We start from the raw sequence: 26,502 nt of genomic DNA on the forward strand, positions 1-26,502 counted from the left end.
GAAGCTGTGTATTTCGGCCAGAAATATGGCCGAGGAAAAAGGGGCGAATTCCATGTGGCGATTGATCAAATTCTTGTTTGTGCTCGTGGTTTTGGCGGCAATTGCTTTTGTGGGCTATGCTTATTTGGGTCCGATTTTCATGCCCAATGATTTTGCAGCCCCCGTGCAAGAGATTGTCGTCCCTGTGACGTTGGGCGGAGATTGATGGTTTTACGCGTGACCATGGTTGGTGTGTTTTTGTCGTGTGCTGTCCCAGTTTGGGCCCAATCCAAGCAAGATGCCCCCCAAGAAGCCCCCCTGTCGGCCATTGACTGGCTGTCCGAAAGTGTCAAGCAGCCCGACGTCTTGGCAGCCGCCCCTGTTCTTGGCACCCAAGCGACCCGCACGCCCGATGCCAATGAAGCCCCCGTGGCCAATTCCGCGATCACGCCGGATGTGTCCGTCCAAGCATTGAGCGGTGCGGCACCACGTGTGCTGGGTTTATTGCCTCCATCCTCGACGGGTCTGCCGGCTGATTTATGGGATGGCAGCGATGCTGCGACCTTGATTGCGCTGTTGCGGGCGGAACAGATCGACACGCTGCCTGCGGTGCAGGATTTGTTGATCACGCTGGCCATCACCCAAGCCAATCCACCGCGTGAAGCCGCAACATCGAATGGGTTTTTCTTGGCCCGTGTGGACAAACTGCTCGATTTTGGGGCGTTGGAGCCCGCGCAGGCGATGCTTGAGGCGGCAACACCGGACACACCGGAATTGTTTCGTCGCTGGTTTGATGTGTCCTTGTTAACCGGCACCGAAGATGCTGCGTGTCGTGCGTTGAGCACGAAGCCCGATGTGGCCCCGACCGCGTCGGCGCGTATTTTTTGTCTGGCGCGCTCTGGCGATTGGTCTGCGGCCGCATTGACGTTGAACACCGGACTGGCCCTTGAGGATATTGACGCCGACTCCGGCGCTTTACTGGCGCGGTTTCTTGATCCGGATTTGTATGAAGGCGAGCGGGCGCTGCGGCAGCCTGCGCGTGCCACACCGCTGACGTTCCGGATGTTTGAAGCGATTGGATCGCCGCTCACGACGGCTGGTTTGCCGCGCGCTTTTGCCCATGCAGATCTGCGCGCCAACGTCGGCTGGAAGGCCCAGCTTGAGGCGGCGGAACGCCTGTCACGGGCAGGCGCGATTTCGGACAATGCGCTTCTCGGTCTTTATACGGCGCGGGTTCCGGCGGCATCGGGTGGTGTTTGGGAGCGTGCAAAGGCGGTGAACGCGCTCAACACCGCGTTGGCGGGAAATGATCCTGAAATCACGTCGCGTGCGGTATCGGACCTTTGGACCGAGGCGCGCCCTGTCGGCGTGGCCGTGCCTCTTGCGCGGGTGTTTGCGCGCCAGTTGATTGACGCGGACCTGGGCCGCGCGCCGGCAGTTGCGTTCACGTTACTGCTGTTGTCGGATCAATACGAACAAGCCGCGCTGAACGAAGACTTCGCGGCGACCGATCCGTTCCTTGCTGCCGTTGCGCGTGGTGATCCATCCGGCGCGTCGCCCGTCCGTGCAAGTTACCCGCTGATACAAGACGCCTTTGCCGCCGATCCCGACGCAGCACTGGTGGCGATGGCCAGCCAAGGCCGAACCGGAGAGGCGATCTTGCGCGCCCTTGCGACATTGCAGCAGGGCATCGACGGTGACCAAATTGCGTTCAAGGAAGGCTTCGCGACCCTGCGTGCCTTAGGACTTGAAGACGTGGCGCGGCGTGTGGCACTGCAATATCTGTTGTTGCCATGACGGCTGCGGACCGCCCAAATGCCCATTGGATACAGGCGTTTCTAGAAGCACAAGCGGCGGAGCTTGACGCGGCCACCAACACACAGCTCGCCTATGCCCGCGACCTGATGGATTTTTCAGATTGGCTGGCGGACACCCATTTTGCCGCTGTCGCGCAAGACCATGTGGAAAAATATCTAATCTGGTGCGACGCGCAGGGTTTGGCCAAGGCGACCCGCGCGCGACGGCTGTCGGCGATCAAACAATTGTTTCGGTTTGCGTTTGAAGAAGGCTGGCGGGTCGACAATCCGGCGATCCAGATATCTGGCCCGGGTCGCGACAAACGTCTGCCAAAAACGCTCAGCCATAGTGAAGTCGACGCACTTCTTAACGCGGCCCGCGATGCCAAAAAAGACCCGCTGCGCACGACCTGTTTGATGGAACTGTTGTATGCCACGGGCATGCGCGTCACAGAATTGGTGTCTCTGCCAGTGTCAGCAGCACGGGGCGATCCACGCATGTTGTTGGTGCGCGGCAAGGGCGACAAAGAACGCATGGTGCCGCTGTCGCCGCCCGCGCGCGCCGCCACGGCCGTCTGGCTGAAAACCCGCGACAAAGCAGAAGACGCCACTTTCAAAGATGGCACACCACGCTCAAAATTTCTGTTTCCGTCGCGCGGTAAACTTGGCCATTTGACGCGGCAAAGCTTCTTTAACCTAATCAAAGATCTTGCCACAGCGGGTGGCGTGACACGCTCCAAAGTAACGCCGCACACGCTGCGCCACGCCTTTGCCACCCATCTGCTTGAGGGCGGCGCTGACCTGCGATCGATCCAGACGCTTTTGGGCCATGTGGACGTGGCCACGACCGAAATATACACCCATGTGCTGGATGAGCGGCTGAAACAACTTGTGCTCGAACATCATCCACTTGCGCAAAATAGGGTGCAAGACGATTGAGTGCCCCTTGAACGTGGCCCCCCGCCCCTACATACAAGCGGCAAATGACAAAGATTGATCCCCATGCTTGATGCTGCTTTCTGGACCACCGTTGGTGCGATCCTGTTCCTTCTTGTGCTGTCCGGCTTCTTTTCGGGATCCGAAACGGCGCTCACGGCTGCATCACGCAGTAAACTGCGGGCCAACGCCGAAAAGGGCGACATGGGCGCGAAAAAGGCGTTTGAAGTGACCGAAGACCGCGAGCGGCTGATCGGATCGGTTCTGCTTGGCAATAATTTGGTTAATATCCTTGCAACATCGCTGGCGACGACGATGTTCCTGCGCCTGTTTGGCGAAAATGGCGTGGCGCTGGCAACGATTATCATGACGCTGCTGGTGTTGGTGTTCGCCGAAGTGCTGCCCAAAACCTACGCAATCACAAACCCCGAACGCGCCGCCAGCCTTGCAGCGCGCCCTATCGGAATTATTGTCACCGTCTTTGCGCCGATGGTTGCAGCGGTGCGCATGTTGGTGCGCGGCGTTCTCAGCTTGTTTGGGGTTCAGACCGACCCTGACACCAACATCCTCGCGGTGCGCGATGAAATCGCGGGTGCGTTGCAGTTAGGCCATTCCGAAGGTGTGGTGGAAAAAGAAGACCGCGACCGGATTTTGGGCGCGCTTGATTTGGCCGAACGCACGGTCGAAGAAATCATGCTACACCGCAAAGAGATTGAGATGATCGACGCCGCCCTGCCCGTCGCGGAAATCCTGCGCCTGTGTCTGGACAGCAATCACACCCGGCTGCCGCTGTATCGCGATGAGCCGGAAAATATCATCGGAACCCTGCACGCCAAAGACCTGCTGCGTGCGTTGCACAAAATGCTCGGCGACGGACGGATTGAACCGCGAGAAATGGATGACTTCGATATCCTGACAGTGTCGATGGCACCGTATTTCATTCCTGAAACCACGACGTTGGATGATCAGATGCGCCAGTTTCTGGCGCGGCGCACCCATTTCGCGCTGGTGGTGGACGAATACGGCACCTTGCAGGGATTGATTACGCTCGAAGATATTCTTGAAGAGATCGTCGGCGAAATCACCGACGAATTCGATACGGACGAAGAAAACGACGTCACTGTTGCCGAAGATGGCAGTTATACCGTCGATGGAACGATGACGATCCGCGATGTAAACCGCGCGACCGAGTGGAACCTTCCCGACGATGAGGCCAACACGGTCGCGGGTCTGGTTATTCACGAAGCGCAGATGATACCCGTTGTTGGTCAGGTGTTTAGCTTCCACGGCTTTCGATTTGAAGTGCTGGCAAAAGATGAAAATCGCATTTCCGAATTGAAGATCGCGCCGCTGGTCTAGGGTCTTTCGCGTTAAGGGTCGTTAACCTGACCGTTATTTAGCTGTGCACCAACCCGCGGCGCCGCTATTAGCGCCCACGAAATAGCCCGCCCAGAATGCCACGAACGATGCGCCGCCCTGTGGTGCCTTTTAATTCTTTCGCAACAACCGTCGCAATCGCGCCGCCCCAGCTGTCGTCAGACCTAGTCGACCTGCGACTGGTCGAGCGTTCAACATCGCGGCCCGTGTAGCGACGCCCCTGACGGTGTTCGCGTTTCTCCGCATCCAGTTGTTTTTCTTCAACTTCCACTTTTTCAGCCGCTTGCGCCGCAGCGCCTGCGCGCTTGGCGAGCATCTCAGCCGCCGACTCGCGATCCAGTCGTGCGTCGTATTTGCCCGCCATGGGCGAAGCCGCCATAAGCGTCGCGCGTTCGGCGTTGGTAATTGGGCCGAGCTGCGAAGACGGCGGGCGGATAAACGTCCGCTCAACAATTCCGGGCACGCCTTTGTCGATCAGCATTGATGTCACGGCCTCCCCTGTGCCGACCTCGCGGATGGCCTGCGCCGTGTCGAACTTCAGGTTCGGGCGGTAGGTCGCGGCGGCCAGTTTTAACGCCTTTTGATCGTTTGCGGTAAACGCGCGCAGTGCGTGTTGTACACGATTGCCAAGCTGTCCCAGCACGTCTTCGGGGACATCGGACGGGTTCTGGGTGATGAAATACACGCCGACGCCCTTGGATCTTATCAACCGCGCGACCTGTTCGACCTTGTCGATCAGCGCTTTGGGGGCGTCATCAAACAGCAAATGCGCCTCGTCAAAGAAGAACACCAGCTTGGGTTTATCGGGGTTGCCGACCTCTGGCAGTTCTTCAAACAATTCCGACAAAAGCCACAGTAGGAAAGTTGCGTAAAGTTTCGGGGACGCCATCAGCTTGTCAGACGCAAGGATATTGATCCGGCCCTGTCCCGTGTGCGGTGCATCCTTTTCGGTCGCGATGATGTCGTTCAAATCAAGCGCAGGTTCACCGAACATGCCCGCGCCACCCTGATTTTCGAGCACCAGCAACTGCCGCTGAATAGCACCGACCGACGATGTCGCCACATTGCCATAGCGCAAGGACAAGTCTTTGGCGTTTTGCCCGACCCAGACCAGCAGCGCCTGCAAATCCTCAAGATCCAGCAGCGGGAGCCCGTCTTCGTCCGCCACGCGAAACGCGACGTTCAACACGCCTTCTTGTGCGCCCGACAGTCCCATCAGGTTGGACAACAACAGCGGGCCCATTTCTGCGACGGTCGTGCGGATTGGGTGGCCCTGTTCACCAAAAAGGTCCCAGAACGTCACAGGGAAGGCAGAGTATTGCAGATCCAGCCCGATGGTCGCGGCACGTTCCATAAAGGGGTCGTGCAATTTGAAATCTGCGCTGCCGGATTTGGCCAAACCGGACAGATCGCCCTTCACGTCAGACAGGAACACAGGAACGCCAATAGCCGAAAACCCCTCGGCAAGAATTTGCAGAGTCACTGTTTTTCCGGTGCCCGTGGCCCCCGCGATCAACCCGTGGCGATTGGCATATTGCAACAGCAGTTCTTGCGCGTCGCCGTAATCATCACCACCACCACCCATAAAAATTCCGTCGCTCATCGCCTCTGTCCTATTCTGGGGCAGACATCAGCGCTGTCCCGCTTTTGTTCCGCTTTAATTTTGGGACAAAGTACATCCATAACCTTTCTGGGCCAGTATATTCGTGTCAATGCCGTGAATGTTCTCCTGCGGCGTTGCAGACGCCCTCCTTTTTGAATGCACCGCGCCACTGGTTTATATCTGGAGCGCGGCCTTTTTGGGTGTTGCGGCCAGTCCTGATTATCAAAAAAAAAAAGAAACAGACTTGTCAGTATTGTGATAATGACCCTGTTGACGGAGTCCGTTCCAATCCGTAGCTTAACCGAAACAAGTCGGCAAAGTCCGATAGGGAGAAGATGAGGAAGGGCCTTAGCGGGCCCTTTTTCTATGGGTGTGACGGTCATGGCTCTTGATCAGATGCAACATTAATCGCCTCATCTCCACCGCTTCGGCAAGGCCTCGCCGAATACAGCTTTTGTTCTGACACTGCTGATAACCCGTGCTAAGGCTCGCGCAACAACAGATATTATAGGAGAAGCTCATGACCTTTTACGCCGCAACGATTTCCAAAACTTTGAGCGCAGCTGCGTTGATCTGCGTCCTTGGCGCATCGGCTTTTGCGCAAGAAACAACCGACGAAACGCTGGTTGATCCCAGTGCCGCGACAGGCGAAGAACTGCCGCAAAGCGTGTTCAACATGGGCGAGAAAGTCGATGAGAATGGCGTTCCAATCGCGTCTGGCGAGGCGGCGCCGCAAGAGCCCCAACCGGGCCAGCAATATCTGAGAGAAGTGTTCAGCGATTGGGCGCTGCGCTGCCTGAAGGTCGAAGAAGGTGAAGACCCCTGCCAGATGTATCAATTGTTGAGTGATGCAGAAGGCAATGCGGTCGCTGAAATCGCTATCGTTTCGCTGCCAGACTCGGGCTCGGCTGTTGCGGGTGCGACGATCGTGGCCCCGCTAGAAACACTGCTGACCGAACAGATCACGCTGCGGGTGGATGGTGGGCAGGCCCGCCGGTTCCCGTTTAACTTTTGCAACGTCGGCGGGTGCGTCACGCGCATTGGCCTCACAGAAGAAGACATTGCGCTTTTTCGGGGCGGTGCGACCGCCACGCTGAGCATGGTTCCAGCCGCCGCCCCTGATCAAATTGTGACAGTGACCATGTCGCTTTCTGGTTTCACGGCGGCCTACACCGCAGCGTCGCAGTAAGCATCCCTAAACCAAAGAACCACGAAACGCCGCCCGCACTGTTTGGGGCGGCGTTTTGCGTTTAGGCAGATTTGAGGGCGATAACCGCGTTCAACCCGCCAAAGGCAAAGGCGTTTGACAGAACCGCAGTAACCTTTGCCTCGCGCGCCACATTTGGCACAATGTCGAGCGCGCATTCAGGGTCGGGTTCTTCGTAACCGATTGTCGGCGCGATGATCCCGTCGCGAAGGGCCATGATACAGGCCAGCAATTCAACAGCGCCGGTGCCACCAATCAGGTGACCATGCATGGATTTGGTGCTGGAAATCATCAGTTTGTCAGCGTGGGCCCCGAAAACATCCGCAACAGCTGCGCATTCCGTCTTATCGTTCGCTGCCGTTCCGGTGCCGTGCGCATTGATATAACCCACGTCTTCGCGGTTGAATTTGGCATCCGTCAGCGCGCCTGCAATGGCGCGTGCAGCGCCTTGTTTGGACGGCGTCACGATGTCGGACGCATCCGAACACATGGAAAACCCTGCGACTTCGGCCAAGATGACAGCGCCACGTTTCAATGCGTGATCGCGGTCTTCAAACACAAACACGCCCGCACCTTCGCCCTGAACCATGCCGTTGCGTGTGGCGGAAAACGGGCGACACGCGTCCTTGGACATCACCCGCAGACCTTCCCACGCTTTTACGCCGCCGAAACACAGCATGGATTCAGACCCGCCCGTGACCATCACATCCGCCATGCCAGATCGGATCATATAGAACGCCTGCCCCATCGCATGATTGGAGGATGCGCAGGCGGTGGCGACGGTAAAAGTCGGGCCGCGCAGGTTATATTGCATCGACACATGCGACGCTGCGGCGTTGTTCATCAACTTGGGGACGATGAACGGATGCACGCGGTTTTTGCCCTCTTCGTAGACGGCGCGGTAGTTTTCGTCTTGTGTGTTCAACCCACCACCAGACGTGCCCAGCACGACGCCGGATCGATCCGCCAAAGCACCCGAAAATGTAAGCCCCGCTTCGCCAATCGCTTGCGCGGCGGCGAGAAGGGTAAATTGGGTGAACCGATCATACAGGCTGATCTGTTGGCGGTTAAAGTGGGTCTGTTCATCATAATCGGTCACCTGCCCGCCGATTTTGACAGCGAGCCGATCCACATCACGGATGTTAAGCGGCCCGATACCGCACCGCCCTTCACGCATGGCCTCAAGCGTTGTGGCAACGTCGTGCCCCAACGCATTGATCGTGCCAGAGCCGGTGATGACAACCCGCCTCACGTTTGGTCCTGTACTAGCGTTTGCACGGCTTTGATGATGGACCCGATCGTCGTGATATCAAAATCTCCGCCGCTGGGGTCATTGGCATTGAATGGTACGGTGATATCAAAGGCCTCCTCGATGGCAAAAATGCTCTCAACCAATCCCAAGCTGTCGATGCCAAGGTCATCTAACGTATGATCTATTTTGACATCACTGGGTTGCAGCAATGCCTGTTGCGCAATAATTTCAACAACTTGTGCGGTAATATTCATCCAAGATCACCCATGTCTGTCCGATCTATTGCTTGATGTAATGCGCGCGCGCCGATTTTGGAACCGTTATGGCTTTGTCAAACGCCGGACGGCCTTCAGACCGGCGCGGTATTCGTGGCTGGGTTGGGCCGGATAGCCCAATACAAAGATACCATCTGCGATGTTCACCAAAACGCCAGCGCCCCCACCAACAACAACATCGCGGCCGACTGTCAAATTATCCGCCACGCCGGATTGTCCGCCCATGATCACCCGCGCCCCCAAAACCGACGACCCGGCGACAGCAGTTTGCGCGCACAGCAGGCAGTCTTCGCCCAGAATGACGTTGTGCGCGATATGCACAAGGTTGTCGATCTTGACACCATTTCCGATCCGCGTCGCGCGAACGGTGCCAGCATCAACCGTCGAATTGGCGCCAATTTCAACGTTATCGCCGATCTCAACCCCGCCAAGGGAATGAATGCGATGCCATGTGCCATCCATCGGTTCCAGCGCAACACCGGGGCGCGAGCGCACGGCGCGCTCCACATTGGATGGGCCGCTTGTGGTGAATGAAAACCCGTCACTGCCGATGACGGCCCCGGCTTGCGCGATGAACCCGTCACCAATGAACACCCGCGCACCTATTTTGACGCCTGCATGAAGGGTGGAACTTGCGCCAATGATAGTCTCAGCCCCGATGGACACGTGCGGTGCGATCCGCGCGTTTGGCCCAATCCGCGCCTGCGCGCCGATGACCACAAACGGACCAATCTGCGCGCCATCGCCAATGCTTGCGGTGTGATCGATCACAGCACTCGAATGGATGGAAGGTTCGCCTGAAAACGCGAGGTTGTCGTCCATGGCTTGGGTCAACCCCGCCATGGCAAGCCGACTGTGCGGTGCGATGATTGCGCCATCAAGCCCAAGTGCGTCCAGATCAGCGCCAGCCCAAACCACGGCTGCACGCGCCGCCGATGCCTTTAGCTGCTCGGCAAATTTTGGCGCGACGGCCAACGCCAGATCCCCGGCGCGTGCTTCTAGTGGTTCCGCCAAGCGGTCCACCAAAAGCGATGCGTCGCCAAGGGTTTCAGCCCCAAGCGACGCAGCAAGGTCTTTTAAAGTTTGTGGCATGTGATCCCCTATTCGGGCCCTAAAATCAGGGGTTGATTACCCGCCAATTGCGCGAACAGCCACCCCTTCGTTTGCCAATGCATCCCAGATCCGGCTGTCACGGTCGTAAACATCACGGCGAAAGTTTAACTGCCCCGTCGTGTGGGTGAACGCCGTGCGATACACCAAGTGGACCGGAACCGGTTCGTCAAGGTTAACGCGGGTTTCTCTGCCGGTGTCCAAATGCGACTGGAAAACGCCTTCTGGGTCGTCTTCTTGTGCCGCCAACAATGCATAGGCAAAATCAAATGGGTCGTTCAAACGGATGCAGCCATGGCTGAACGCACGGACTTCGCGGCCAAACAGCGACTTTGCGGGCGTGTCGTGCAGGTAGATATTGTATTGGTTGGGAAAGATGAATTTCACCAAGCCAAGCGCATTGCCGCGGCTGGGCGGCTGGCGCATTGAATAAGGGAACGTTCTGGAATTGAACTGGCTGAAATTCACGTTGCTGCGGTTGATCGCACGGCCATTACTATCGGTGATTTCAATATGGCTAACAGCGTTGCGGTTGCTTTGCAGCGCTGGCAGATATTCATTCACGACAATGGAGCGCGGGACATACCAACTAGGGTTGATGACCATATACTCCATGACATCGGAAAATTCCGGGGTCTGGCGATTGCTGCCCGTGGCACCAATGACCGAACGGGTCTGAAACGTGACGCGATCATTGTCCATGATTGCGGCAGAAAAATCTACGAGGTTGACCCAAACGTGGCGTTCCCCCCTTGGGCGATTCATCCAACGTTCGCGTTCCATCGCAACGATGATCTGTTGCAAGCGGCTGGCGGCGGGCACGTTAATCTCGGTCAGTGTTCCGGCACCGGCTTCACCGTCCTCAGCAAGGCCGTGGGTTTGTTGGAACCGCTGAACCGCCTCTTGAATCGTCGCGTCATAGATCTGTGTTGCTGAACGTTCCATATACCCCATGGCAACCAACCGGTCACGCAACGCCACAACCGCCACGCCCGATGCCCCAACAGCAAGACTGCCGGACGAGACTGCCGGACCCCAACCGCCTTGCGCTAAAAGACGTTCTAGGGACATCTTTTCGCGCAACAGGCGGGCATATTCCGGTGAATTTGGCGGTAAAGTTGCGAGGTAGGATGCCGGCGTGCTGGCCAAGAACCCCTGCAGATATCCAAGCCGTGAGCGCAGCGGCACTTCACGGCGGATTTCGGACACAACGCTTCTTGGTGTCAGGATACCGGTCTGAACGTCACGCGCGTACGACAAAAACAGGCGCGACATTTCGACTTCCATCGCGCCCTTTTCGGCGGGCGTGCTGGCGGCCTGCAGTCGGGCCATCAATGCGTTTGGATCATATTCAGCGGCGGGCAAGCCATGATCGCCGGCGCCCGCGAAGGCCGCCAGCAACGCATTGCGGCGCGCGCGGTCGCGTCCGGTTGTGCCTGTCCAAATGCCTTCAAATTCGCGCCCGCGATAAAATTCAGCCAATACGTCATCACGTGCGGCCCCCTCAGCGACAGCTTGGCGGAACGCTGTGGTCTGTGCCGTCGCGGTTTGTGGTGTCGCAGCGAAGGACAAAACAATGGCTAAAAGCGCGAAAGCGCGAAAGAATATGTGGTGAATTGTCGGCATCAGGTCCCCCAGGAACATACTTGACCGACAACGACGCGGACTTAAGTACAATTTTATTGTCGTTTCATCGATCAAGCAGCAGTTGTGCATAGTCTATTCACAAACGCGCTATGACGCGAATTGGTTTCAAACCGTCCCCGTCGCACCGCAATAATGGTATGCACAAATACAACAATATCGCGAATGCACCCAAACTGCGCAAAATTTCGCCGATTTCCCCCTGTTAATTGATCCAGTCGTCCGCGGGGCTTGGTCCACGAATCATTTTGTGGCATAGGGTTGGTGCATCCGGGGATGGAATGGCAGAAACGCCCGTGAAAACACGGGAATACAGGTACGCGACGGGACAGCGCTAACATGACAGATAAAACAACTTCGAGCATTTCTCGGCGTGGATTACTTGGAGCCTTTGCGGCAACCGCAGTGATCGCCGCCCCAACCTATTCAAATGCCGCTGGTTTTTTGCGCGGCGGGGGCGACATCCGGCGTTTGAAAATGTATTCAGGGCGCACGGGCGAAAGCATCGACACGATCTACTGGATCGAGGGAGACTACATTCCCGAGGCGGTGGACGAAGTGAATCGGTTCTTCCGCGATTGGCGCAATGGCCAGACCCACCAGATCGACACCCGCACAATCGACATCGTGGCCGCGACGCAAAATCTTTTGGACAGCAGCCAACCCTACACCTTAATTTCGGGCTTCCGCTCACCGCAGACGAACGCGATGTTGCGGTCCAATTCGTCCGGTGTTGCGCGCAATTCTCTGCACCTTCAGGGGCAAGCCGCCGATTTGCGTATGCAGGGCCGTTCGGTGAACCAAATGGCACGCGCAGCGGCAAGCTGTAGTGCTGGTGGCGTTGGTCGTTATTCCGGTTCCAACTTCGTGCACATGGATTGTGGCGCCGTGCGCAGCTGGGGCAGCTAACCCATCGGTTAATCGCCACAATCGAAGATACAATACCAAGGCCCGAACATGATTGTTCGGGCTTTTCCGTTTATTAGACCCTAAAGTCACAAAATATTTGTCAAACCCTTACCAATTTCCTAAAATTTATTGTGGGGCGTGGTTATGGTGGACTGATGGCAAGTAGCTGTCCTTTTCTTGCCAATATTCAAGCACAAGAACGTCTCACTGGGGCGCGATATGACGATGACATCTCTGAGACGTTCAGCGGTGGCGCGGATCCGGTGCAGGTGTCGATGGTCGTGTTTGATCAAGACGGCGACAACCCCAACAGCGCCGGATTAAGCACTCTGTTTACCACATTCGGCCAGTTTCTCGATCACGATATGGTTTTGACGCCAGAGGATCACGACGCGGGAACACTGAACCTCGTCGGGATGCCGCATGACATCGCGCGCTCGCAAGTCGCAGAGGAGATCGGCGACGGAGAAACCATTGCACCGACCAACGCGGTGACTTGGCAGATCGACGGTAGCCAAGTTTACGGGTCAACTGAGGCGCGGATGGAGGATCTGCGTAGTTTTGAGGGTGGCAAACTGCGGATGCAGGACGATACGACATCCGCGTCCGATATGCTGCCTGATGCCGACGAAGACAGCTTTATGGCGGGCGACATCAGCGGCGATGATCCGGTGTATCTTGCCGGTGACATCCGCGCCAATGAGAACCCTAACCTGCTGTCGTTGCAGACATTATTTGTGCGTGAACACAATCATTGGGCGGATAAGCTTGCGCAGGAACACCCCGATTGGTCCGACGAACAACTTTACGACGCCGCGCGATCCATTGTCGAATACGAACTGCAACAGATCACCTACAACGAATGGTTGCCGCATCTGATTGGCGATGCTGTGGGGGAAGATACAGGGTTTGACGCCAGTGTTTCGGGCGAATCCTCGGTAGAACTTTCCACCGCCGCGTTCCGTTTTGGTCATACGCTTGTGTCGTCCAGCATTGATCTGGTTGGCGAAGACGGAACCGATGCAGGTTCGGTCGCTTTGATGGACGCATTCTTCAACCACTCGGCCGTGGAAAACAACGGCATCGAAGCGATCATGCGCGGCCAGTTGAGCGCGACTGCACAAGAACTCGACACTGAAATTGTCGATGATTTGAACTTTTTCCTTGAGACACCGGACGGCGTATCGGGTTTCTCCCTCGCTGCGCTGAACCTCGCGCGGGGCCTCGATCATGGGCTCGACAGCTATATCGAGGTGCGCGCGCAATTGATTGGTGACATTGATCCTGCGACGCTGGACCCGCAAGATTTCTCAATCATAACTAGCGACGAAGACGTGCAAGCGCGCCTTGCGGCGGTTTATGACGATGTCTTTCAGGTCGATCTGTGGGTCGGCGGACTGGCCGAAGACGCAATTGCGGGCACCCAGATGGGCCCCCTGTTCACCCACATCATCACCGACCAATTCACCCGCACCCGCGCGGCGGACGACACGTTCAGCGATCTTGTTTCCGCATTGGGCGACGACATCATTGCGGAAGTGAAGGCCAGTTCTTTCGCCACGATAATCGCGCGTAACACCGACGTGGACATGGTGCAGGACGACGTATTCCTCGCCTCTGACCGTAGCCTGACAGAGATTGAGGCGGTCGAGACCTCGTGGCGCGCAGACGTGATCGACTTGGCCGCAAAATCGCTGAACGGGTCGCTTTATACTGGGTCCGGCGATGACATCTTGAGGCTGTCCGGCGGCACGGTGATCAGCGGCAATGTACACATGGAACAGGGCAACGACACGCTGATCGCGACCAGTGGCGTCATCACCGGCAGCGTCGATATGGGGCTTGGCGATGACACCGTCACGCTGACGGGCACCGCAGATGTGCTGGGTGACGTCAGCACTTACAACGGCGGTGGCACTGTGACTTTGGCGGACATGGCGCGTGTTGGTGGCAGCGTTTTGACGGGCCACGGCGACGGCACTGTGGTGTTGTCAGGCCGTGCGACGATTGACGGTGATCTGCGCACAGGGCACGGCCAAGACAACATTTCCCTTGGCGCGCGAACCACGGTCAGCGGCGTGGTTGATGCCGGCAAAGGTGACGATATTATCCGGCTTGAGGCGGGTGCAAACGTCGAAAACATCAATGGTGGTCAGGGATTAGACACCTTAACGCGGTCGGAAAACACCCGCATCGAATATGACGAAGACCCGACCAATGGCACAGTTTTCTATCTGGATGATGCTGGCAATGACACCGGCGAAAGTGTTGATTTCCAATCCATCGAACGCATCACCTGCTTCACCCTCGGCACGTTGATTATCACTGAACGCGGCAAGCAAGCGATAGAGACATTGCAGGTTGGTGATCGTGTCTGGACCCTCGACAACGGGCTGCGACCCATCGCATGGATTGGCCGCGCGACGGTTGCGGCCACGGGCGACCTTGCGCCGATCCTGATCCGCAAAGGGGCAATGCACAACGCGCGTGATCTGCTGGTGTCACCGCAGCACCGCATGATGCTGGATGGATGGCGTGTGGAAATGCACTGTGGCACGGATGAGGTTTTGGCCCCAGCAAAGGCGCTTACCAACGATCAAACGATCCGCCGCGTTGAGGGTGGCACTGTGACCTATGTGCACATCGCGTTCGACAACCATGAAATCGTTATGGCCGAAGGCATTGCATCCGAAAGCTTTTCCCCCGGCGCTGAGGCGCTCAACGCGTTGGACGACGCAGCACGCAGCGAAATCTTGACGCTTTTCCCGCAATGGCGCTGCCCTGTACACCGCCCGACGACAGCGCGGCCAGTGGTTACCACGCGTGAACTGAACGACTACCGGCTGACGCCGGTAGGTTCCCTTTTTGAATGTAATTCAAGATACTGAAGTATGACAGCGTCAGTGACATTGCCGCTGGTTGTTGAGAAAAATCCGCGAGCCCAAAACCGCTGGCCCCAGTACCGTTTGCGCAGTTCGGGAAACTCGCGCTGTATCTTATAAGACGAGCGTCCCTTGATCCGCATCATCACCTTTGACAATGCTATCTGAGGCGGGACCGATATGAACATGTGGACGTGATCGGTCGACAATACGCCCTTCTCAATATGCACGCCAAGTTCTTGGCATGTTTGGATAATGATTTCACGGATACGCTCACGCATCTCACCGCGCATAACTTTGTATCGGTATTTTGTTGTCCAGACGACGTGAAACCGGTGATAAAATTTGGTATGGCTTCCTGTGGAATAGATCATAATCTTCCCTCTCATTTTTAAGACCCTTACCGCTTCGCGGGGTCTTAAAAATGAGAGGGAAAATTATAGTACATTACGCTAAAGCGGACCGGCTGGAAGCCGGTGGCTTTAATCCCGTTTGTGGAAAGTAAAAGCGTTGATTTAAACGAATTCGTTAGGCTTTGAAAACGACCCGTCTGGGTGATGGTTCATTGCGTCGCAATTCGATCGCAACATGGGGCGCATGCTGGGGGCCCATCATGTCATGACTTTTACGAAACGTCCTGTGGGATCGCGCGACGTCAGGACCCGTTTGCACAGCACTGTGCGACGCGGCCAGCATCTTGGTAAACGTGGCCTCGCCCATTGGGCGTGCAAGGAAGAAACCTTGCTGCGCCTCACACTCCAGCTGCAATATTGCGTCAGCAGCTTTTGCGTTTCAATTCCCTCAAACTCGACACCACATCCCTCAAGGGCTGCGACCCGCGCCAAAGCTTTGAGAATAAGAATCTGCGACGGATTTGTTTCGATCGGGGCCACCATCTTCTGATCGAGCTTTACCCTGTCCGACCGCACTGTTTGCAGCGCAACAATTGAAGACCGACCAGAGCCAAAATCATCCAGTTCGAGCCGGATGCCCGCCGCGCGAAGTTGATTTAATGTGTCGCTTTTCGCGTTGTCGCAGGTGTCCAGAAAAGCAATCTCCAACAGCTCAAATGAAATCGCGTGATGGGGCTGCATCCGATCAAAAAATATGTTGCAACAAACTAGGTTCCTGCAGACGGTCGAGCGCGATATTAAGCGCGACAAACGACGCCTCAAGCCCCGCGTTTGCCCATTTCGTTTGTGCGTCCAGCACGAAATCGAACACATAGTCATCAATGCGTGGCAGCAATCCGGTCTTGTGCGCGAGGGTCAAGAAGTCATCCGGCCCAATCAAGCCACGAAGGCTTATCCCCTTTGCTCCGGCGGCACTTGATGTAGTGCGACGCGGCTTGCCAATCTAGAGTGTTCTGGTATTGTTCCACCTATGCCAGCCAGATGAAAAAACGACAAACCCATGTCCCGCCCGGCGTTCGATGCCAGGTTTTCTGATGAGGAAGCGTGCTCGCATTCTCCGGCGGAACATCGTTGGCCTGAGGGCTTCGTGTGTCCGTCCTGTGGCACCTGCAAGGGCTGGCCGTTAAAGCGAAGTCGCGCGACTTGGGAATGTGCCGGTTGCGCACGGCAGACATTCGTGACGGCTGGCACGGTGATGCACAGCAGCCATTTGCCGTTGCGAATTTGGTTTCTTGCCGCGCACATCATCACCAGCCATTCCAACGGCATGTCAGCGCAGCAACTTCAGGCGCAACTTGGCCTTGGCAGCTACAAGACGGGTCGCCATCGTCGCTCGGACCGATGGCGCTTCTCGGCGACCTCCTCTTGCAAAAGCTGCGGCGGTCGATGGTCAACCCTGACCGCAACCCCCTGAAAGACCTTGTCGAAATCGATGAAACAGAGATGCCGTTCCGGTCCCGGCATGATCCCGAGAACCGGCCAAAGGGTGGGCGCAGCCCCGTCGGAAAGATGTTTGTCGTCTGTGCCGTCGAGTTATCAAGTGACGGACATCCGCGCCGTATCAGGATGAAACACATTCCCGACGGCGCGTCAAAGACGCTGCACGGGTTCATTGGTCAGGCTGTAGAGCCTGGCGCTCACATCATCACGGATGGCTGGCTCGGTTACGAAAATCCTCCTGCAAACACGCATGAGGCGAAGGTCGTCAGCGGCAAAAAGGCACGCGACATACTCCACTGGGTCCACCGCGTGTTCTCCAACCTGAAAACGCGGGCAAAAGGCGTCTTCCACGGCCTCAGAAAGTGCCATCTGCAACGCTATCTTGACGAATTCGTGTTCCGCTGGAACCGACGGCGACACATGCGAAGCGGCTTCGACACGCTGCTGGGGATCGGTGTTGGTCTCGGGCCAGCGACATATCGTGATTTTGTTAAACAGCGCGCCTGAAGGCCCTCGTTCACGGTAAAAGCCACGCCCTATAAACCCACCAGACATTACAAACTGATCCGATCCGCCTCTCAAGCCACAAGGGCGAGGTTCTGCGCCGCGTCAACATGTGGGCAACCGGACTAAAAGGGATGAGCCTTCAAGCCGCGTTTAGGGCAATTCCAGCTCACGAGCGCCTCAGCCCCGATAAGGGCATGGGTTTTGGCGTCAATTTGCGGTTTAAAATGGCAGATAATCTGACCTAGCGTCAGCGATGTGGCAGGTTGTTGTGATCTTGTCGCGCTTACGTTCAGGTCTCTTAACGTACGTTAAATCCACTAGTTACGAAGCAAAAACAGGCACGAGGACAAGCCTCGCAGGCGGACTGTTAGCTGAGCTATATACGCCGAAGCATGGCCACAGCACGCAGATTGAATTCTTCTTTCAATGCGGTTTCCAGCGTAGTACCATTTATCACGAGAATGGAGTTGTCGCCTTGCGACAGACCTCTCGATCTGAATAGTGCCGCAGGGCCAAACATAGTGCTCTCAACTTCCAAGCACGTCCCAGAAAAACCGTCGAGGGAGTATCCGCGCTTCACTTTTGCCACAGATGTCGACGTCTACTTTTGCCCCCCACAGCCTAGACTCAAGTTTCAAATGCAACACTCAGAGCCCTTTGGGCATAGGATGTTGTGATGGACATACGAAGCAAGCACCTCAGCAGCGAGGACCGTGGCGTGATATTAGCCGAGCATAATAGGGGCAGCAGTCAGCGGTTGATCGGCCAGCTTTTGCATCGCCCAGCGAGCACGATCTGCCGTGAGCTGGCGCGAGGTCGGCAGGAAGACGGCAGCTATTGCCCGCAAGCGGCAGGCCTATGATGCCCGGCGCGCGCGCTGCCGCCGCAAGCGCAAGCTTGTGGAGGGGAGCGATCTTAATCGTTGCGTTCATGGCAAGCTCGTACATCTGCACTGGTCGCCTGAGCAGATTGCGCAGAGACTGCGTCTCATGAAGCCTGATGATCCATCCGCCCATGTGAGCCATGAGACCATCTATGCCGCGATTTACGCGCAGCCACGTGGCGGGCTGAAGGCGGCGATGATCGAGGCGTTGCGTCAAGCGAAGCCTAAGCGTGGGCTCAAGCGCAGGACAGCGGCGGGCAGTGCTATGGTCCCGGAATCATTGCGCATTATCAATCGCCCTGAAGAGATCGAAGCACGACTGGTACCAGGCCATTGGGAGGGCGACCTCATCAAGGGCGCATTCAATCGCTCGTCAGTGGGGACCTTGGTCGAGCGCAAGACACGCTTTGTCATTCTTTGCAAAATGGATGGCAATGGGGCCGAGGCCACGCTTGACAGCTTCACCCGCCAGATGAGACGACTACCCGCTGATTTGCGCAAGAGCATGACCTATGACCGTGGCTCCGAAATGGCCTGCCATCGTGAATTGGCGCGACGATTGAAAATTGATATCTGGTTCTGCGATCCGCATGCTCCCTAGCAGCGCGGCAGCAACGAGAACACCAACGGACTGCTGCGTCAGTTCATGCCCAAAGGAACTGACCTGAACGGTGCAAGCCAAACATGGCTCAACGACGTTGCAAACCTGATGAACAACCGTCCAAGAAAAACCCTCGGATGGAGAACACCCGCTGAAGCTATGGCCGACGAAATCGTGGCCTTTAAATCAACCGTTGCACTTGATGTTTGAATCCAAGCAGTCACCCTCTCGGCAGATTGCTGCGCAATCGCCTCTCGGGCAATGCATGGCAACGCGGATTAAATGAAAATGAACTTCGTCCCGTTTTCCAGACAGTTTGCTTATTGACCCTATGCTGCCATTTTCCAAGTCATATCTTCGAAAGCCTGTTTTGGCGTTTTGTAGCCGACGCCTGAATGACGGCGCTGGCGGTTGTAGAAGACCTCAATGTATTCGAAGATGGCGGCCTTGGCCTCAGCGTGTGTTCTAAAGCGCCGCTGGTGAACCAGCTCCTTTTTCAATGAAGCAAAGAAGCTTTCCATCGGCGCATTGTCGAGGCATTGGCCCTTGCGGCTCATGGATTGAGTGAGTTTCGCCTTTTGATCAGCTTGCGATAGTCCCCGCCAGCATATTGGCCGCCCCTATCGGAGTGGTGTATCAATCCCGGAACCGGGCCTCTGCGTCCCAGAGCCATCTCGAGGGCGGCGCAGCAAAGCTCCGCACGCATGTGATCCTCCATCGCCCAACCGACGATCTCACGCGTAGCCATGTCCTTCACGCCAGCCAGATAAAGCCAGCCTTCGTCCGTGTCGATATAGGTGATATCCGCCAGCCAAACGGCATTAGGCGTCTGGCTGTGGAATTTCTGTTCCAACAAGTTTGGGGATGGCTTCAGCTTATGATTGCTGTCCGTTGTGATTGGCTTTCTACGCTTGCGAAGAAGCGGGGACACCTTGTGTTCCTTCATTATTCTCGCAACACGGCGCTCGGAGACGACCTCACTATCCGCCAGTAAGTCTTGGTGAATACGCTTTGATCCACAACATTTCTTACTGGCCTTGAAGAAGGTTTTTATCTTGGGAAGCAACGCCTGATCCCGAGCGTCGCGATTAGCTTGACGCTGATCACGTGCAGGCTGACTGGCTGGGAACCCGTAGAACCAGCCCCGGGATATCTCTAGAAGACGGCATAATATTGAAGCCGCGTATTGAGCTTTATGGGCGGTGACGAAAGCACGCTTGTTCGTCATGGTTTCACCAGCCGCGCCGCGAAAAAAGCGGATGCTTTGTGCAAAATCTCCACTTCCTCAGCAAGCCGCTTGTTGTCTTTGCGAAGGCGGAGCAATTCAGCCGCATCCGCCTGCTGACGCCGTTTGGCTTCAACTGAGCCAAACGCCTCAATTTCCAAGCGCCACGTCTTCAGCTGCGTCCCAGTGATCCCAAGCTCCTTGGCAACGCTGCCTTGCGTCGCACCAGGCTCATATAACCGCTCAACTGCAGCTGCCTTATAATCGTCTGTATAATTGCGTCGATGTTGTCCCATTTGGTGCCCCTTTCACGGACTGGGGTAAAGTACCCCAATGTCCGGCAACAGGGACGAAGTTCAATCGAAATCACGTTAAAGCGCCTGACACAGCTTTCGGAAAAACTGATGCAGCAGGCCCGCGCCGAAGGCGCGCAATTGGACGCCAGCGTCCCACACGACCTCCGCGTCGTCTTACAACTTGTCGTTGATGATCTCCCTCAGGCCGACCGCACCCGCGCTAAACTTGATTTGCCGCCAACAGTCGTCCTTTCCGAAATCGATCAAGATGCAGTGGCCATCGTCGCCCGAAACCTGATTGAGAACGCCCTGCGCCATGGCAGCGACGCGCCAATCACTGTCGCACTGCTAGCGGACGGTTGGTTACATGTCGAAAATGACTGCCCTGTCATTTCACCCCGCACACTCGATGCATTGCGAGGCCGCTTTATGCGCGGTGATGATGCCGCGGGCGGCAGCGGACTTGGCCTTGCAATCGTGCAAAAAATCGCTGACCGCACCTCGGCAAGGCTGGATCTAGCTTCTCCCTTGGAAAGCACAAGTCGCGGCTTTCGAGCATCAATCAGACTAGGGCGAAACGCCTGACCACCGACCAAACAATTGGAGCACTCTATGAACTTGCCATATGAATCCGCCCACGAAGAACTGCATTACATCAATCGGGCTGGCTGGTTACGTGCTGCTGTCTTGGGCGCAAATGACGGCATCGTTTCAGTTTCGTCTTTGATTGTTGGTGTGGCTGCAGCAGACCCCCACCCCACTGCTATTTTGGTGGCGGGCGCCGCTGGCCTTGCTGCGGGGGCGATGTCGATGGCGGCAGGCGAATATGTCTCAGTAAGTTCTCAGTCCGATGTCGAGCGCGCCGATATTGCCCGCGAACAACAGGCGCTAATCGATACGCCAGAGGCCGAAGAGGCTGAACTTGCGTCGATCTATGAATCGCGCGGACTGACGAAAGAAACGGCAGCTTTAGTCGCACGAGAGATGACAGAAAAAGACGCACTTGGCGCCCATGTGCGAGACGAGCTTGGCTTATCAGAAGTGCACACCGCCAACCCGCTACAGGCCGCAATTGCATCGGGACTCACGTTTACTTTCGCCGCAGCACTCCCGCTCGCCGCCGCGATTTTAGCACCAAGCGACAAAATCATTCCAACGGTCGTCATCGCGACTTTGATTTGTCTTGCTGGGCTCGGCGCAATTGGCGCGCACGTTGGCGGAGCCCCAAAACCGCGAGCGACCGCACGGGTCCTATTCTGGGGCGCGGCGGCAATGGCAATCACTGCAGGCGTCGGGAGCCTTTTTGGGGTCAGCGCATAAGCTCCCCACTGTCCATTAACTTTCCGCAAACTAGTCATGTTCAGTCTTGTCACGGTTTAGTTCCAGTCTCTTTCGAGCAATGTTTGCTATAAAGGAGATATGGAATGGCAACGAGATACAAAGATGAGTTTCGGCGTGATGCAATGCGCATTGCGACCAGCAGCGGCTTAACCCTTGCCCGGCAGTCGATACGCAGTATCGATGAGAGGGGCGACCGCAGCTTTCATCGGATTTGGGCGTTGGCCTTTCGACGCTGAACAAGTGGGTTCAAACTGGCTTTGATGATGTAACCGCCGCCCCGACGGCATCGATGCGCCAAGATGGGTCTGCAATGATCCACAAAAAGGAGAGCGGTCATGTTGGATATTTCCACAGTCGGTCTCGATTTGGCGAAAAATGTATTCCAAGTACATGGAGCTGATGGCGCAGGCCAAGCGGTTCTGCGCAAGAAGTTACGTCGAACGCAGGTCTTGGCGTTTTTCGGCCAACTTCCGCGATGCGTGGTTGCGATGGAAGCGTGCGGCGGCGCGCATTTCTGGGGCCGTGAGATTGGTAAGCTGGGCCACGAAGTGCGCCTAATCCCGCCCGCTTACGTCAAACCCTTCGGTAAGCGCCAGAAGAATGATGCCGCTGATGCTGAAGCAGCAGCCAACTTGGCCGAATTATCATCACCGTCCAAAATGACGCGCACGTCCGCGAAGTTGTAATGAGGCGTTTGACAGGGCAAATCCTGTCGGATCTGATCGTAGAAGACGTTGCTGCTGCATCCGCTGATGCTCAAAATGAGATCAGAGCCGAACGTGACGTTGACGGAAGCGGCGCAGGTGTGTCGGTTGGTGTTGGCACTTCCGTCGGCGTCCAATCGGACGATGATGACGGCAGGGACGATCACATTCCAAGAACCTGAACCCGACATGTGCATGGTACCCTGCTTTACGCCGGGCACGACAATTTGCACAATTACGGGCACACGCGCGATTGAGACACTCGAAGTGGGCGACCTGCTGTTGACCCGCGACAATGGCTTCAAACCTATTGCCTGGATCGGGATCAAACGCGTTGAAGGCGCGCAGCTGGCTGCCCATGATGAAATTCAACCAATTTGCATCCCACGCGGCAGCCTTGGTGACGACTGTCCCAACCGCGACATGATGGTCTCGCGTCAACACCGGATGCTTTTGACAGGTGTGCGGGCTGATCTTCTGTTCGGCTCAAACGAAGTTATCGTGAAGGCAAAAGATCTGGTTTCGCAGCAGGGAATCCACGAAGCGCGGGTTGAGGGCGTGACCTATGTGCATATCATGTTCGACCAACATGAAATTGTGCTGGCAAACGAAGCATGGACTGAAATTGATTTTCCCAGACGTGCCCGGAATGGACCGTTTCGCAAACTACGGCTCCGCGCGGACATCTTTAAAATCACACGAGGCTGCTGTCTTATTAGCTTAAGAATTTGGCGCGCAGGGCAACCGATCTTCGCCCTGCGCACCATATGTCCATGTCTATGATCAAAGGGAAACGCGCCCAGCCTGAAACAATGGGATACGTTCAACAACACGAGTGAAAGGGTTTAAGCCATGGCAACTGTCAAAACACCTTTGAACGGGGCCGACTGTGTGCTTGCAACCCAACTCGGAAAGGCATATTCAACGAATTTATAACGTGTCAAGCAACCGTCGAAGACGACGCAAACTCCGTTACCCGCTCCACATACAAAATCATCATGGAGAACAGCAATGTCCGACATCACCCGCATCGACGCTGGCCCCCGCATGAGCCAAGCTGTCATCGTTAACGGCATCGCCTACCTCGCCGGACAAGTAGGTGCCGAAGGCGGCACCGTAACCGAACAAACCGCTGCGATTCTTGATAAAATCGACGTGCTACTGGCCAAAGCAGGCACCGATAAATCGCGTGTGATTACGGCACAAGTCTGGTGCGCGGACATGGCCGCGGATTTTGCGGACATGAATGCCGTCTGGGATACTTGGGTCGCCAAAGATTGTGCGCCCGCGCGCTGGACCGGCGAAGCCAAGCTGGCCACGACGGGCTATAAGGTCGAAATCATCGTCACAGCCGCGCTGTAATAATGATTACCCCCCCTTTTCTAACACCTCTAAACGCAGAGGCACTGCGCAGCACCGGCATATCCGAACCGTGGTCATACGGGATGGCAGACCGCGTTCGATTTGGTGAAATCGACGCGTTAAACCACGTCAACAACGTGGTCTATCTGCGCTGGTACGAAACCCTGCGCGTCACTTACCTGCACGATTATGGTATCTATGAACATGCAGGGCCAGAACCGAAATTTGTCGTGAAAACAGTAGGGTTAGATTACAAAGCTGAGGTACATCGCGGCGCCAGTTACATCAACGTCGCGCGCACCACGCAGATGCGCAACACCAGCTTTACAATGCAATATGCGACATTTGTTGACGGTCAGATTACGACCACGGGGGACGCCGTCATTGTGCTGTTAAATGCCGACAACAGCAAACGCCCTCTGCCGGACGCCCTGCGGCAAACCTTCATCACCCGCGACGGGGCAGTGCAGGCCTGACCGCAGGCCTTAAACACCGTGCATTTGCAGAAAATCGACCAAGGCGGCAGTTGATCCGTCCTTGCCTGACGCATCACCGCCTTCGATAATTGGCTGCAATGCTGTAGCCAATTCTTTGCCAAGCTCAACGCCCCATTGATCATACGAATTGATCCCCAGAACCACGCCTTCAACGAACACACGGTGTTCATAGAGCGCAAGGATTTGGCCCAAAGCAAAGGGATCAAGTTTCGGATAAGCGATTGTTATCGATGGACGATTGCCCGGAAATACGCGATGTTTGGCTTGCCGCTCAAGCTCTTCGTCTTTAAACTTATCGGCTACCTTGCTGCGCGCCTCATCCAGATCGCGGCCCTTCATCAACGCCTCGGACTGTGCGAGACAATTGGCGACAAGCAGTTGGTGTTGATGGTGCAAATCATCATTATGACCACGTGCCGCGACCAAGAATTCACACGGCACGACCCGCGTACCTTGGTGAATCAATTGATAAAACGCATGCTGCCCGTTGGTGCCTGGTTCGCCCCAAACGACAGGCCCAGAATGAACCCGCAAATCCTCGCCGTCCATTTTGACGCTTTTGCCATTACTCTCCATCTCAAGCTGTTGAAGATAGGCCGGTAAGCGGCTGAGATTATTGTCATAAGGTAGAACTGACCGCGTTGCATAGCCACAAATTTGGTTGTGCCAAATCCCCGTCAATGCCAGCAGCGCGGGGAGGTTTTCTGACCAGTCTGCCGCGCAAAAATGCCGATCCATATCCTGCCCGCCGCGCAAAAACGCGCGAAACGCATCCGGCCCGATGGCGATCATCATCGACAGGCCAATCGGGCCCCACATGGAATACCGTCCACCAACCCAATCCTCAAACCCGAACACTCGATCCGGTGAAATACCGAACGCCGCCGTGCCTTTTTCAGACGTGGACAGAGCTGCGAATTGCGCTGCTGGCGTGCTGACGCTCTCACTCATCCATGCCTTGGCCGTGCGCGCATTCGTCATTGTTTCAATCGTGGTAAATGTCTTGGACGCGACGATCACCAGCGTCGTCGCCCGATCGCAACTGCGCAAAACGCCGCTGATGTCGGCAGGATCGACATTGGACACAAAATGGCAGCGCGGGCCATCGTGGTAAGGCGCAAGCGCCAGAACACCCATGGCTGGTCCAAGGTCAGACCCACCAATTCCAATGTTGATTACATCCGTTATCGCGCCGCCCTGCCCCTTGAATGCGCCAGACCGCACGTCCGTGGCAAAGCTGTCCATCCGATCCAACGTCGCGCGAACGGCTGGCATGACGTCCGCGCCGTCGACCGTTACCGGCCCACCATCAAGGTTGCGCAACGCCGTGTGCAAAACGGCGCGGCCCTCGGTTTCGTTGATCGCAGCACCCCCAAACATCGCATCACGTTTTTCGGCCAGACCAACTTGGTCTAGCAAATCAATCAGCAAGGCGCGCCCGTCAGCGTCGATATTTGTCTTTGCATAATCAAGCCGTATGTCACCAATGGATGCCGTAAAATCACTTGCCCGAGCGGAATCGAGCATCGTTTCAAACCGGCGGTCTTCGACAGCCTCAAAATGTCTGCGCAGCTTCGTCCACATACTTTAACTCTCCGCCCAATGTACTGTTGATCCAGCCAATAAGGCCGCGATTGGCGCCTCTTTCGGTGACAACGATTTCGCGCGCTCTAGCGCCTCGCGCTTTTCGGTACCGATGATGACGATATGTCGGCTCATCGCACCTTTCAGAACTTTTGCTGACAACGTAATGCGCGGCTCGGGTGCACCGGGTGCGCGCATAGGCACCAGCAATGCGTCGCCGTGCAGCGCCTCGTCCAGCTTGTCAGCACCGGGGAAGATCGACGCTGTGTGCATATCCGCGCCCATACCAAGCAGCAGGACCGATAGTGGCAGTTCGTGCGCCAAACCTGCCTCAAGTATCGCAAGACTGTCTTCGGGTGTCGCCGTTCCACCATAAAGTGGCACGTAGATCGCCGCCGCGGCTGCATCAATCAACAGACGTTCGCGCAAAAGTCGGGTGTTGGACCTCTCAGACGTTTCAGGCACCCAACGTTCGTCCGTCAACATCACATGCACCCGCGCCCAATCGATGTGTTTTGCGCCACACAGAGCATCGAAAATCGGCCCCGGCGTGGTGCCACCAGGCACTGCAAAAGACACACTGTCATTGGTCAGCAGATGCGACTCCAACTCTCCGGCAATCGTGTTGCCAAGGTCCATCATCATCATTTCTGCGTCGGGATATTCATTGAGCTTCATG

At 56.3% G+C, this 26,502-nt stretch carries 27 protein-coding genes and 3 pseudogenes; 17 read left to right on the forward strand and 13 right to left on the reverse strand.

The window, feature by feature from the left end; all coding sequences use genetic code 11:
• Window positions 1-52: 52 nt before the first annotated feature.
• From OA238_RS32760 to OA238_RS11965, 4 genes are all read left to right on the forward strand, one after another.
• Window positions 53-205, forward strand: coding sequence for a hypothetical protein (locus tag OA238_RS32760; RefSeq protein ID WP_085982804.1), 153 nt, complete (start codon window positions 53-55; stop codon window positions 203-205).
• Window positions 205-1,776, forward strand: coding sequence for a hypothetical protein (locus tag OA238_RS11955; RefSeq protein WP_015495361.1), 1,572 nt, complete (start codon window positions 205-207; stop codon window positions 1,774-1,776). Before OA238_RS32760 ends, OA238_RS11955 begins: the two co-directional genes overlap by 1 nt.
• Entirely contained in the window at window positions 1,773-2,714 is a 942-nt protein-coding gene (locus tag OA238_RS11960) for a site-specific tyrosine recombinase XerD (RefSeq protein WP_015495362.1), read from the forward strand. Before OA238_RS11955 ends, OA238_RS11960 begins: the two co-directional genes overlap by 4 nt.
• 63 nt (window positions 2,715-2,777) lie before the next feature.
• On the forward strand, window positions 2,778-4,070 hold the full coding sequence (locus tag OA238_RS11965; RefSeq protein WP_015495363.1) for an HlyC/CorC family transporter: 1,293 nt from the start codon (window positions 2,778-2,780) through the stop codon (window positions 4,068-4,070).
• Window positions 4,071-4,137: 67 nt separating this feature from the next.
• On the opposite strand, the gene OA238_RS11970 is transcribed toward OA238_RS11965, so the two are convergent.
• Entirely contained in the window at window positions 4,138-5,691 is a 1,554-nt protein-coding gene (locus tag OA238_RS11970) for a helicase HerA-like domain-containing protein (RefSeq protein ID WP_015495364.1), read from the reverse strand.
• Window positions 5,692-6,211: 520 nt separating this feature from the next.
• Between OA238_RS11970 and OA238_RS11975 the strand changes: the two genes are divergently transcribed.
• Window positions 6,212-6,880 (forward strand): invasion associated locus B family protein, encoded by a 669-nt coding sequence (locus OA238_RS11975; RefSeq protein WP_015495365.1) that lies wholly within the window; start codon window positions 6,212-6,214, stop codon window positions 6,878-6,880.
• A 61-nt stretch (window positions 6,881-6,941) separates the two neighbouring features.
• Here OA238_RS11975 and OA238_RS11980 read toward each other — a convergent pair whose 3' ends face one another.
• The 4 genes from OA238_RS11980 to OA238_RS11995 form a co-directional block, all read right to left on the reverse strand.
• Complete coding sequence (locus tag OA238_RS11980; RefSeq protein ID WP_015495366.1) at window positions 6,942-8,150, reverse strand: beta-ketoacyl-[acyl-carrier-protein] synthase family protein; 1,209 nt, start codon at window positions 8,148-8,150, stop codon at window positions 6,942-6,944.
• A complete protein-coding gene (locus OA238_RS11985) occupies window positions 8,147-8,404 on the reverse strand; it encodes an acyl carrier protein (protein WP_015495367.1) in 258 nt (85 codons plus the stop codon). Before OA238_RS11985 ends, OA238_RS11980 begins: the two co-directional genes overlap by 4 nt.
• A gap of 66 nt (window positions 8,405-8,470) precedes the next feature.
• Window positions 8,471-9,517: a UDP-3-O-(3-hydroxymyristoyl)glucosamine N-acyltransferase gene (gene lpxD, locus OA238_RS11990; RefSeq protein WP_015495368.1), complete on the reverse strand. Its 1,047-nt coding sequence runs from the start codon at window positions 9,515-9,517 to the stop codon at window positions 8,471-8,473.
• Between the two features lie 36 nt (window positions 9,518-9,553).
• Window positions 9,554-11,161 carry a L,D-transpeptidase family protein gene (locus OA238_RS11995; protein ID WP_015495369.1) on the reverse strand — a complete coding sequence of 536 codons (1,608 nt, stop codon included), beginning with the start codon at window positions 11,159-11,161 and terminating at the stop codon, window positions 9,554-9,556.
• 357 nt (window positions 11,162-11,518) lie between these two features.
• Here OA238_RS11995 and mepK point away from each other — a divergent pair, with 357 nt between their 5' ends.
• Together mepK and OA238_RS28970 are read left to right on the forward strand one after the other, a co-directional pair.
• Complete coding sequence (gene mepK, locus OA238_RS12000; protein WP_015495370.1) at window positions 11,519-12,088, forward strand: peptidoglycan L,D-endopeptidase MepK; 570 nt, start codon at window positions 11,519-11,521, stop codon at window positions 12,086-12,088.
• Between the two features lie 155 nt (window positions 12,089-12,243).
• On the forward strand, window positions 12,244-14,976 hold the full coding sequence (locus OA238_RS28970) for a peroxidase family protein (protein WP_015495371.1): 2,733 nt from the start codon (window positions 12,244-12,246) through the stop codon (window positions 14,974-14,976).
• Here OA238_RS28970 and tnpA read toward each other — a convergent pair.
• From tnpA to OA238_RS12020, 3 genes are all read right to left on the reverse strand, one after another.
• Window positions 14,925-15,344, reverse strand: a complete 420-nt coding sequence (tnpA, locus tag OA238_RS12010; RefSeq protein ID WP_015494130.1) for an IS200/IS605 family transposase — start codon at window positions 15,342-15,344, stop codon at window positions 14,925-14,927. The genes OA238_RS28970 and tnpA overlap by 52 nt on opposite strands.
• Window positions 15,345-15,581: 237 nt before the next feature.
• The gene (locus tag OA238_RS12015) at window positions 15,582-16,064 is read right to left on the reverse strand and encodes an EAL domain-containing protein (protein WP_044036730.1); all 483 of its coding nucleotides are present in this window, start codon (window positions 16,062-16,064) and stop codon (window positions 15,582-15,584) included.
• A gap of 4 nt (window positions 16,065-16,068) precedes the next feature.
• A complete protein-coding gene (locus OA238_RS12020) occupies window positions 16,069-16,242 on the reverse strand; it encodes a hypothetical protein (RefSeq protein WP_187293177.1) in 174 nt (57 codons plus the stop codon).
• Window positions 16,243-16,383: 141 nt separating this feature from the next.
• Between OA238_RS12020 and OA238_RS12025 the strand changes: the two are divergent.
• Both OA238_RS12025 and OA238_RS30155 read left to right on the forward strand, forming a co-directional pair.
• Window positions 16,384-17,330: pseudogene (locus OA238_RS12025) on the forward strand (IS1595 family transposase).
• 676 nt (window positions 17,331-18,006) lie between these two features.
• Window positions 18,007-19,024 (forward strand): annotated as a pseudogene (locus OA238_RS30155) (IS30 family transposase).
• Between the two features lie 119 nt (window positions 19,025-19,143).
• Here OA238_RS30155 and OA238_RS31765 read toward each other — a convergent pair.
• The 3 genes from OA238_RS31765 to OA238_RS12045 are packed head-to-tail and all read right to left on the reverse strand — an operon-like array spanning window position 19,144 to window position 20,335.
• Window positions 19,144-19,371: an IS3 family transposase gene (locus tag OA238_RS31765; RefSeq protein ID WP_051076461.1), complete on the reverse strand. Its 228-nt coding sequence runs from the start codon at window positions 19,369-19,371 to the stop codon at window positions 19,144-19,146.
• On the reverse strand, window positions 19,368-20,042 hold the full coding sequence (locus OA238_RS12040; RefSeq protein ID WP_051076462.1) for an IS3 family transposase: 675 nt from the start codon (window positions 20,040-20,042) through the stop codon (window positions 19,368-19,370). Before OA238_RS12040 ends, OA238_RS31765 begins: the two co-directional genes overlap by 4 nt.
• Complete coding sequence (locus OA238_RS12045) at window positions 20,039-20,335, reverse strand: transposase (RefSeq protein WP_015494886.1); 297 nt, start codon at window positions 20,333-20,335, stop codon at window positions 20,039-20,041. The genes OA238_RS12040 and OA238_RS12045 overlap by 4 nt, the downstream gene beginning before the upstream one ends.
• 108 nt (window positions 20,336-20,443) lie before the next feature.
• Here OA238_RS12045 and OA238_RS12050 point away from each other — a divergent pair, with 108 nt between their 5' ends.
• The 8 genes and pseudogenes from OA238_RS12050 to OA238_RS12080 all read left to right on the forward strand — a co-directional run bounded on the left by OA238_RS12050 (window position 20,444) and on the right by OA238_RS12080 (window position 24,218).
• Entirely contained in the window at window positions 20,444-20,920 is a 477-nt protein-coding gene (locus tag OA238_RS12050) for a sensor histidine kinase (RefSeq protein ID WP_187293178.1), read from the forward strand.
• A 27-nt stretch (window positions 20,921-20,947) separates the two neighbouring features.
• Window positions 20,948-21,655 carry a VIT1/CCC1 transporter family protein gene (locus tag OA238_RS12055; RefSeq protein WP_015495374.1) on the forward strand — a complete coding sequence of 236 codons (708 nt, stop codon included), beginning with the start codon at window positions 20,948-20,950 and terminating at the stop codon, window positions 21,653-21,655.
• Between the two features lie 104 nt (window positions 21,656-21,759).
• Window positions 21,760-21,912, forward strand: a complete 153-nt coding sequence (locus tag OA238_RS32765; protein WP_187293179.1) for a hypothetical protein — start codon at window positions 21,760-21,762, stop codon at window positions 21,910-21,912.
• Window positions 21,913-22,011: 99 nt separating this feature from the next.
• Window positions 22,012-22,314, forward strand: a pseudogene (locus OA238_RS12060) (IS110 family transposase); the annotation flags it as partial.
• Between the two features lie 47 nt (window positions 22,315-22,361).
• Window positions 22,362-22,562, forward strand: a complete 201-nt coding sequence (locus OA238_RS32770; protein ID WP_044036734.1) for a hypothetical protein — start codon at window positions 22,362-22,364, stop codon at window positions 22,560-22,562.
• A 7-nt stretch (window positions 22,563-22,569) separates the two neighbouring features.
• On the forward strand, window positions 22,570-23,163 hold the full coding sequence (locus tag OA238_RS12070) for a Hint domain-containing protein (protein ID WP_051076464.1): 594 nt from the start codon (window positions 22,570-22,572) through the stop codon (window positions 23,161-23,163).
• Between the two features lie 228 nt (window positions 23,164-23,391).
• Window positions 23,392-23,742 carry a RidA family protein gene (locus OA238_RS12075; RefSeq protein ID WP_015495376.1) on the forward strand — a complete coding sequence of 117 codons (351 nt, stop codon included), beginning with the start codon at window positions 23,392-23,394 and terminating at the stop codon, window positions 23,740-23,742.
• A gap of 83 nt (window positions 23,743-23,825) precedes the next feature.
• Window positions 23,826-24,218, forward strand: coding sequence for an acyl-CoA thioesterase (locus OA238_RS12080; protein ID WP_245581509.1), 393 nt, complete (start codon window positions 23,826-23,828; stop codon window positions 24,216-24,218).
• Window positions 24,219-24,227: 9 nt separating this feature from the next.
• Here the strand turns inward: OA238_RS12080 and pgi are convergent, their stop codons facing one another.
• Both pgi and pgl read right to left on the reverse strand, forming a co-directional pair.
• Window positions 24,228-25,823, reverse strand: a complete 1,596-nt coding sequence (gene pgi / locus OA238_RS12085) for a glucose-6-phosphate isomerase (RefSeq protein WP_015495378.1) — start codon at window positions 25,821-25,823, stop codon at window positions 24,228-24,230.
• Window positions 25,824-25,826: 3 nt separating this feature from the next.
• Window positions 25,827-26,501, reverse strand: coding sequence for a 6-phosphogluconolactonase (gene pgl, locus OA238_RS12090; protein ID WP_015495379.1), 675 nt, complete (start codon window positions 26,499-26,501; stop codon window positions 25,827-25,829).
• Window position 26,502: the final 1 nt, after the last annotated feature.

The organism is Octadecabacter arcticus 238, from assembly GCF_000155735.2.
In the GTDB taxonomy this organism is placed as follows: Bacteria; Pseudomonadota; Alphaproteobacteria; order Rhodobacterales; family Rhodobacteraceae; genus Octadecabacter; species Octadecabacter arcticus.

Coding starts and splice junctions, on each gene's coding strand:
- OA238_RS32760 (WP_085982804.1), top strand. CDS start 53: ATGTGGCGATTGATCAAATTCTTGTTTGTGCTCGTGGTTTTGGCGGCA.
- OA238_RS11955 (WP_015495361.1), top strand. CDS start 205: ATGGTTTTACGCGTGACCATGGTTGGTGTGTTTTTGTCGTGTGCTGTC.
- OA238_RS11960 (WP_015495362.1), top strand. CDS start 1,773: ATGACGGCTGCGGACCGCCCAAATGCCCATTGGATACAGGCGTTTCTA.
- OA238_RS11965 (WP_015495363.1), top strand. CDS start 2,778: ATGCTTGATGCTGCTTTCTGGACCACCGTTGGTGCGATCCTGTTCCTT.
- OA238_RS11970 (WP_015495364.1), bottom strand. CDS start 5,691: ATGAGCGACGGAATTTTTATGGGTGGTGGTGGTGATGATTACGGCGAC.
- OA238_RS11975 (WP_015495365.1), top strand. CDS start 6,212: ATGACCTTTTACGCCGCAACGATTTCCAAAACTTTGAGCGCAGCTGCG.
- OA238_RS11985 (WP_015495367.1), bottom strand. CDS start 8,404: ATGAATATTACCGCACAAGTTGTTGAAATTATTGCGCAACAGGCATTG.
- lpxD (WP_015495368.1), bottom strand. CDS start 9,517: ATGCCACAAACTTTAAAAGACCTTGCTGCGTCGCTTGGGGCTGAAACC.
- OA238_RS11995 (WP_015495369.1), bottom strand. CDS start 11,161: ATGCCGACAATTCACCACATATTCTTTCGCGCTTTCGCGCTTTTAGCC.
- mepK (WP_015495370.1), top strand. CDS start 11,519: ATGACAGATAAAACAACTTCGAGCATTTCTCGGCGTGGATTACTTGGA.
- OA238_RS28970 (WP_015495371.1), top strand. CDS start 12,244: ATGGCAAGTAGCTGTCCTTTTCTTGCCAATATTCAAGCACAAGAACGT.
- tnpA (WP_015494130.1), bottom strand. CDS start 15,344: ATGATCTATTCCACAGGAAGCCATACCAAATTTTATCACCGGTTTCAC.
- OA238_RS12015 (WP_044036730.1), bottom strand. CDS start 16,064: ATGCAGCCCCATCACGCGATTTCATTTGAGCTGTTGGAGATTGCTTTT.
- OA238_RS31765 (WP_051076461.1), bottom strand. CDS start 19,371: ATGAGCCGCAAGGGCCAATGCCTCGACAATGCGCCGATGGAAAGCTTC.
- OA238_RS12040 (WP_051076462.1), bottom strand. CDS start 20,042: ATGACGAACAAGCGTGCTTTCGTCACCGCCCATAAAGCTCAATACGCG.
- OA238_RS12045 (WP_015494886.1), bottom strand. CDS start 20,335: ATGGGACAACATCGACGCAATTATACAGACGATTATAAGGCAGCTGCA.
- OA238_RS12050 (WP_187293178.1), top strand. CDS start 20,444: ATGCAGCAGGCCCGCGCCGAAGGCGCGCAATTGGACGCCAGCGTCCCA.
- OA238_RS12055 (WP_015495374.1), top strand. CDS start 20,948: ATGAACTTGCCATATGAATCCGCCCACGAAGAACTGCATTACATCAAT.
- OA238_RS32765 (WP_187293179.1), top strand. CDS start 21,760: ATGGCAACGAGATACAAAGATGAGTTTCGGCGTGATGCAATGCGCATT.
- OA238_RS32770 (WP_044036734.1), top strand. CDS start 22,362: ATGAGGCGTTTGACAGGGCAAATCCTGTCGGATCTGATCGTAGAAGAC.
- OA238_RS12070 (WP_051076464.1), top strand. CDS start 22,570: ATGTGCATGGTACCCTGCTTTACGCCGGGCACGACAATTTGCACAATT.
- OA238_RS12075 (WP_015495376.1), top strand. CDS start 23,392: ATGTCCGACATCACCCGCATCGACGCTGGCCCCCGCATGAGCCAAGCT.
- OA238_RS12080 (WP_245581509.1), top strand. CDS start 23,826: ATGGCAGACCGCGTTCGATTTGGTGAAATCGACGCGTTAAACCACGTC.
- pgi (WP_015495378.1), bottom strand. CDS start 25,823: ATGTGGACGAAGCTGCGCAGACATTTTGAGGCTGTCGAAGACCGCCGG.
- pgl (WP_015495379.1), bottom strand. CDS start 26,501: ATGAAGCTCAATGAATATCCCGACGCAGAAATGATGATGATGGACCTT.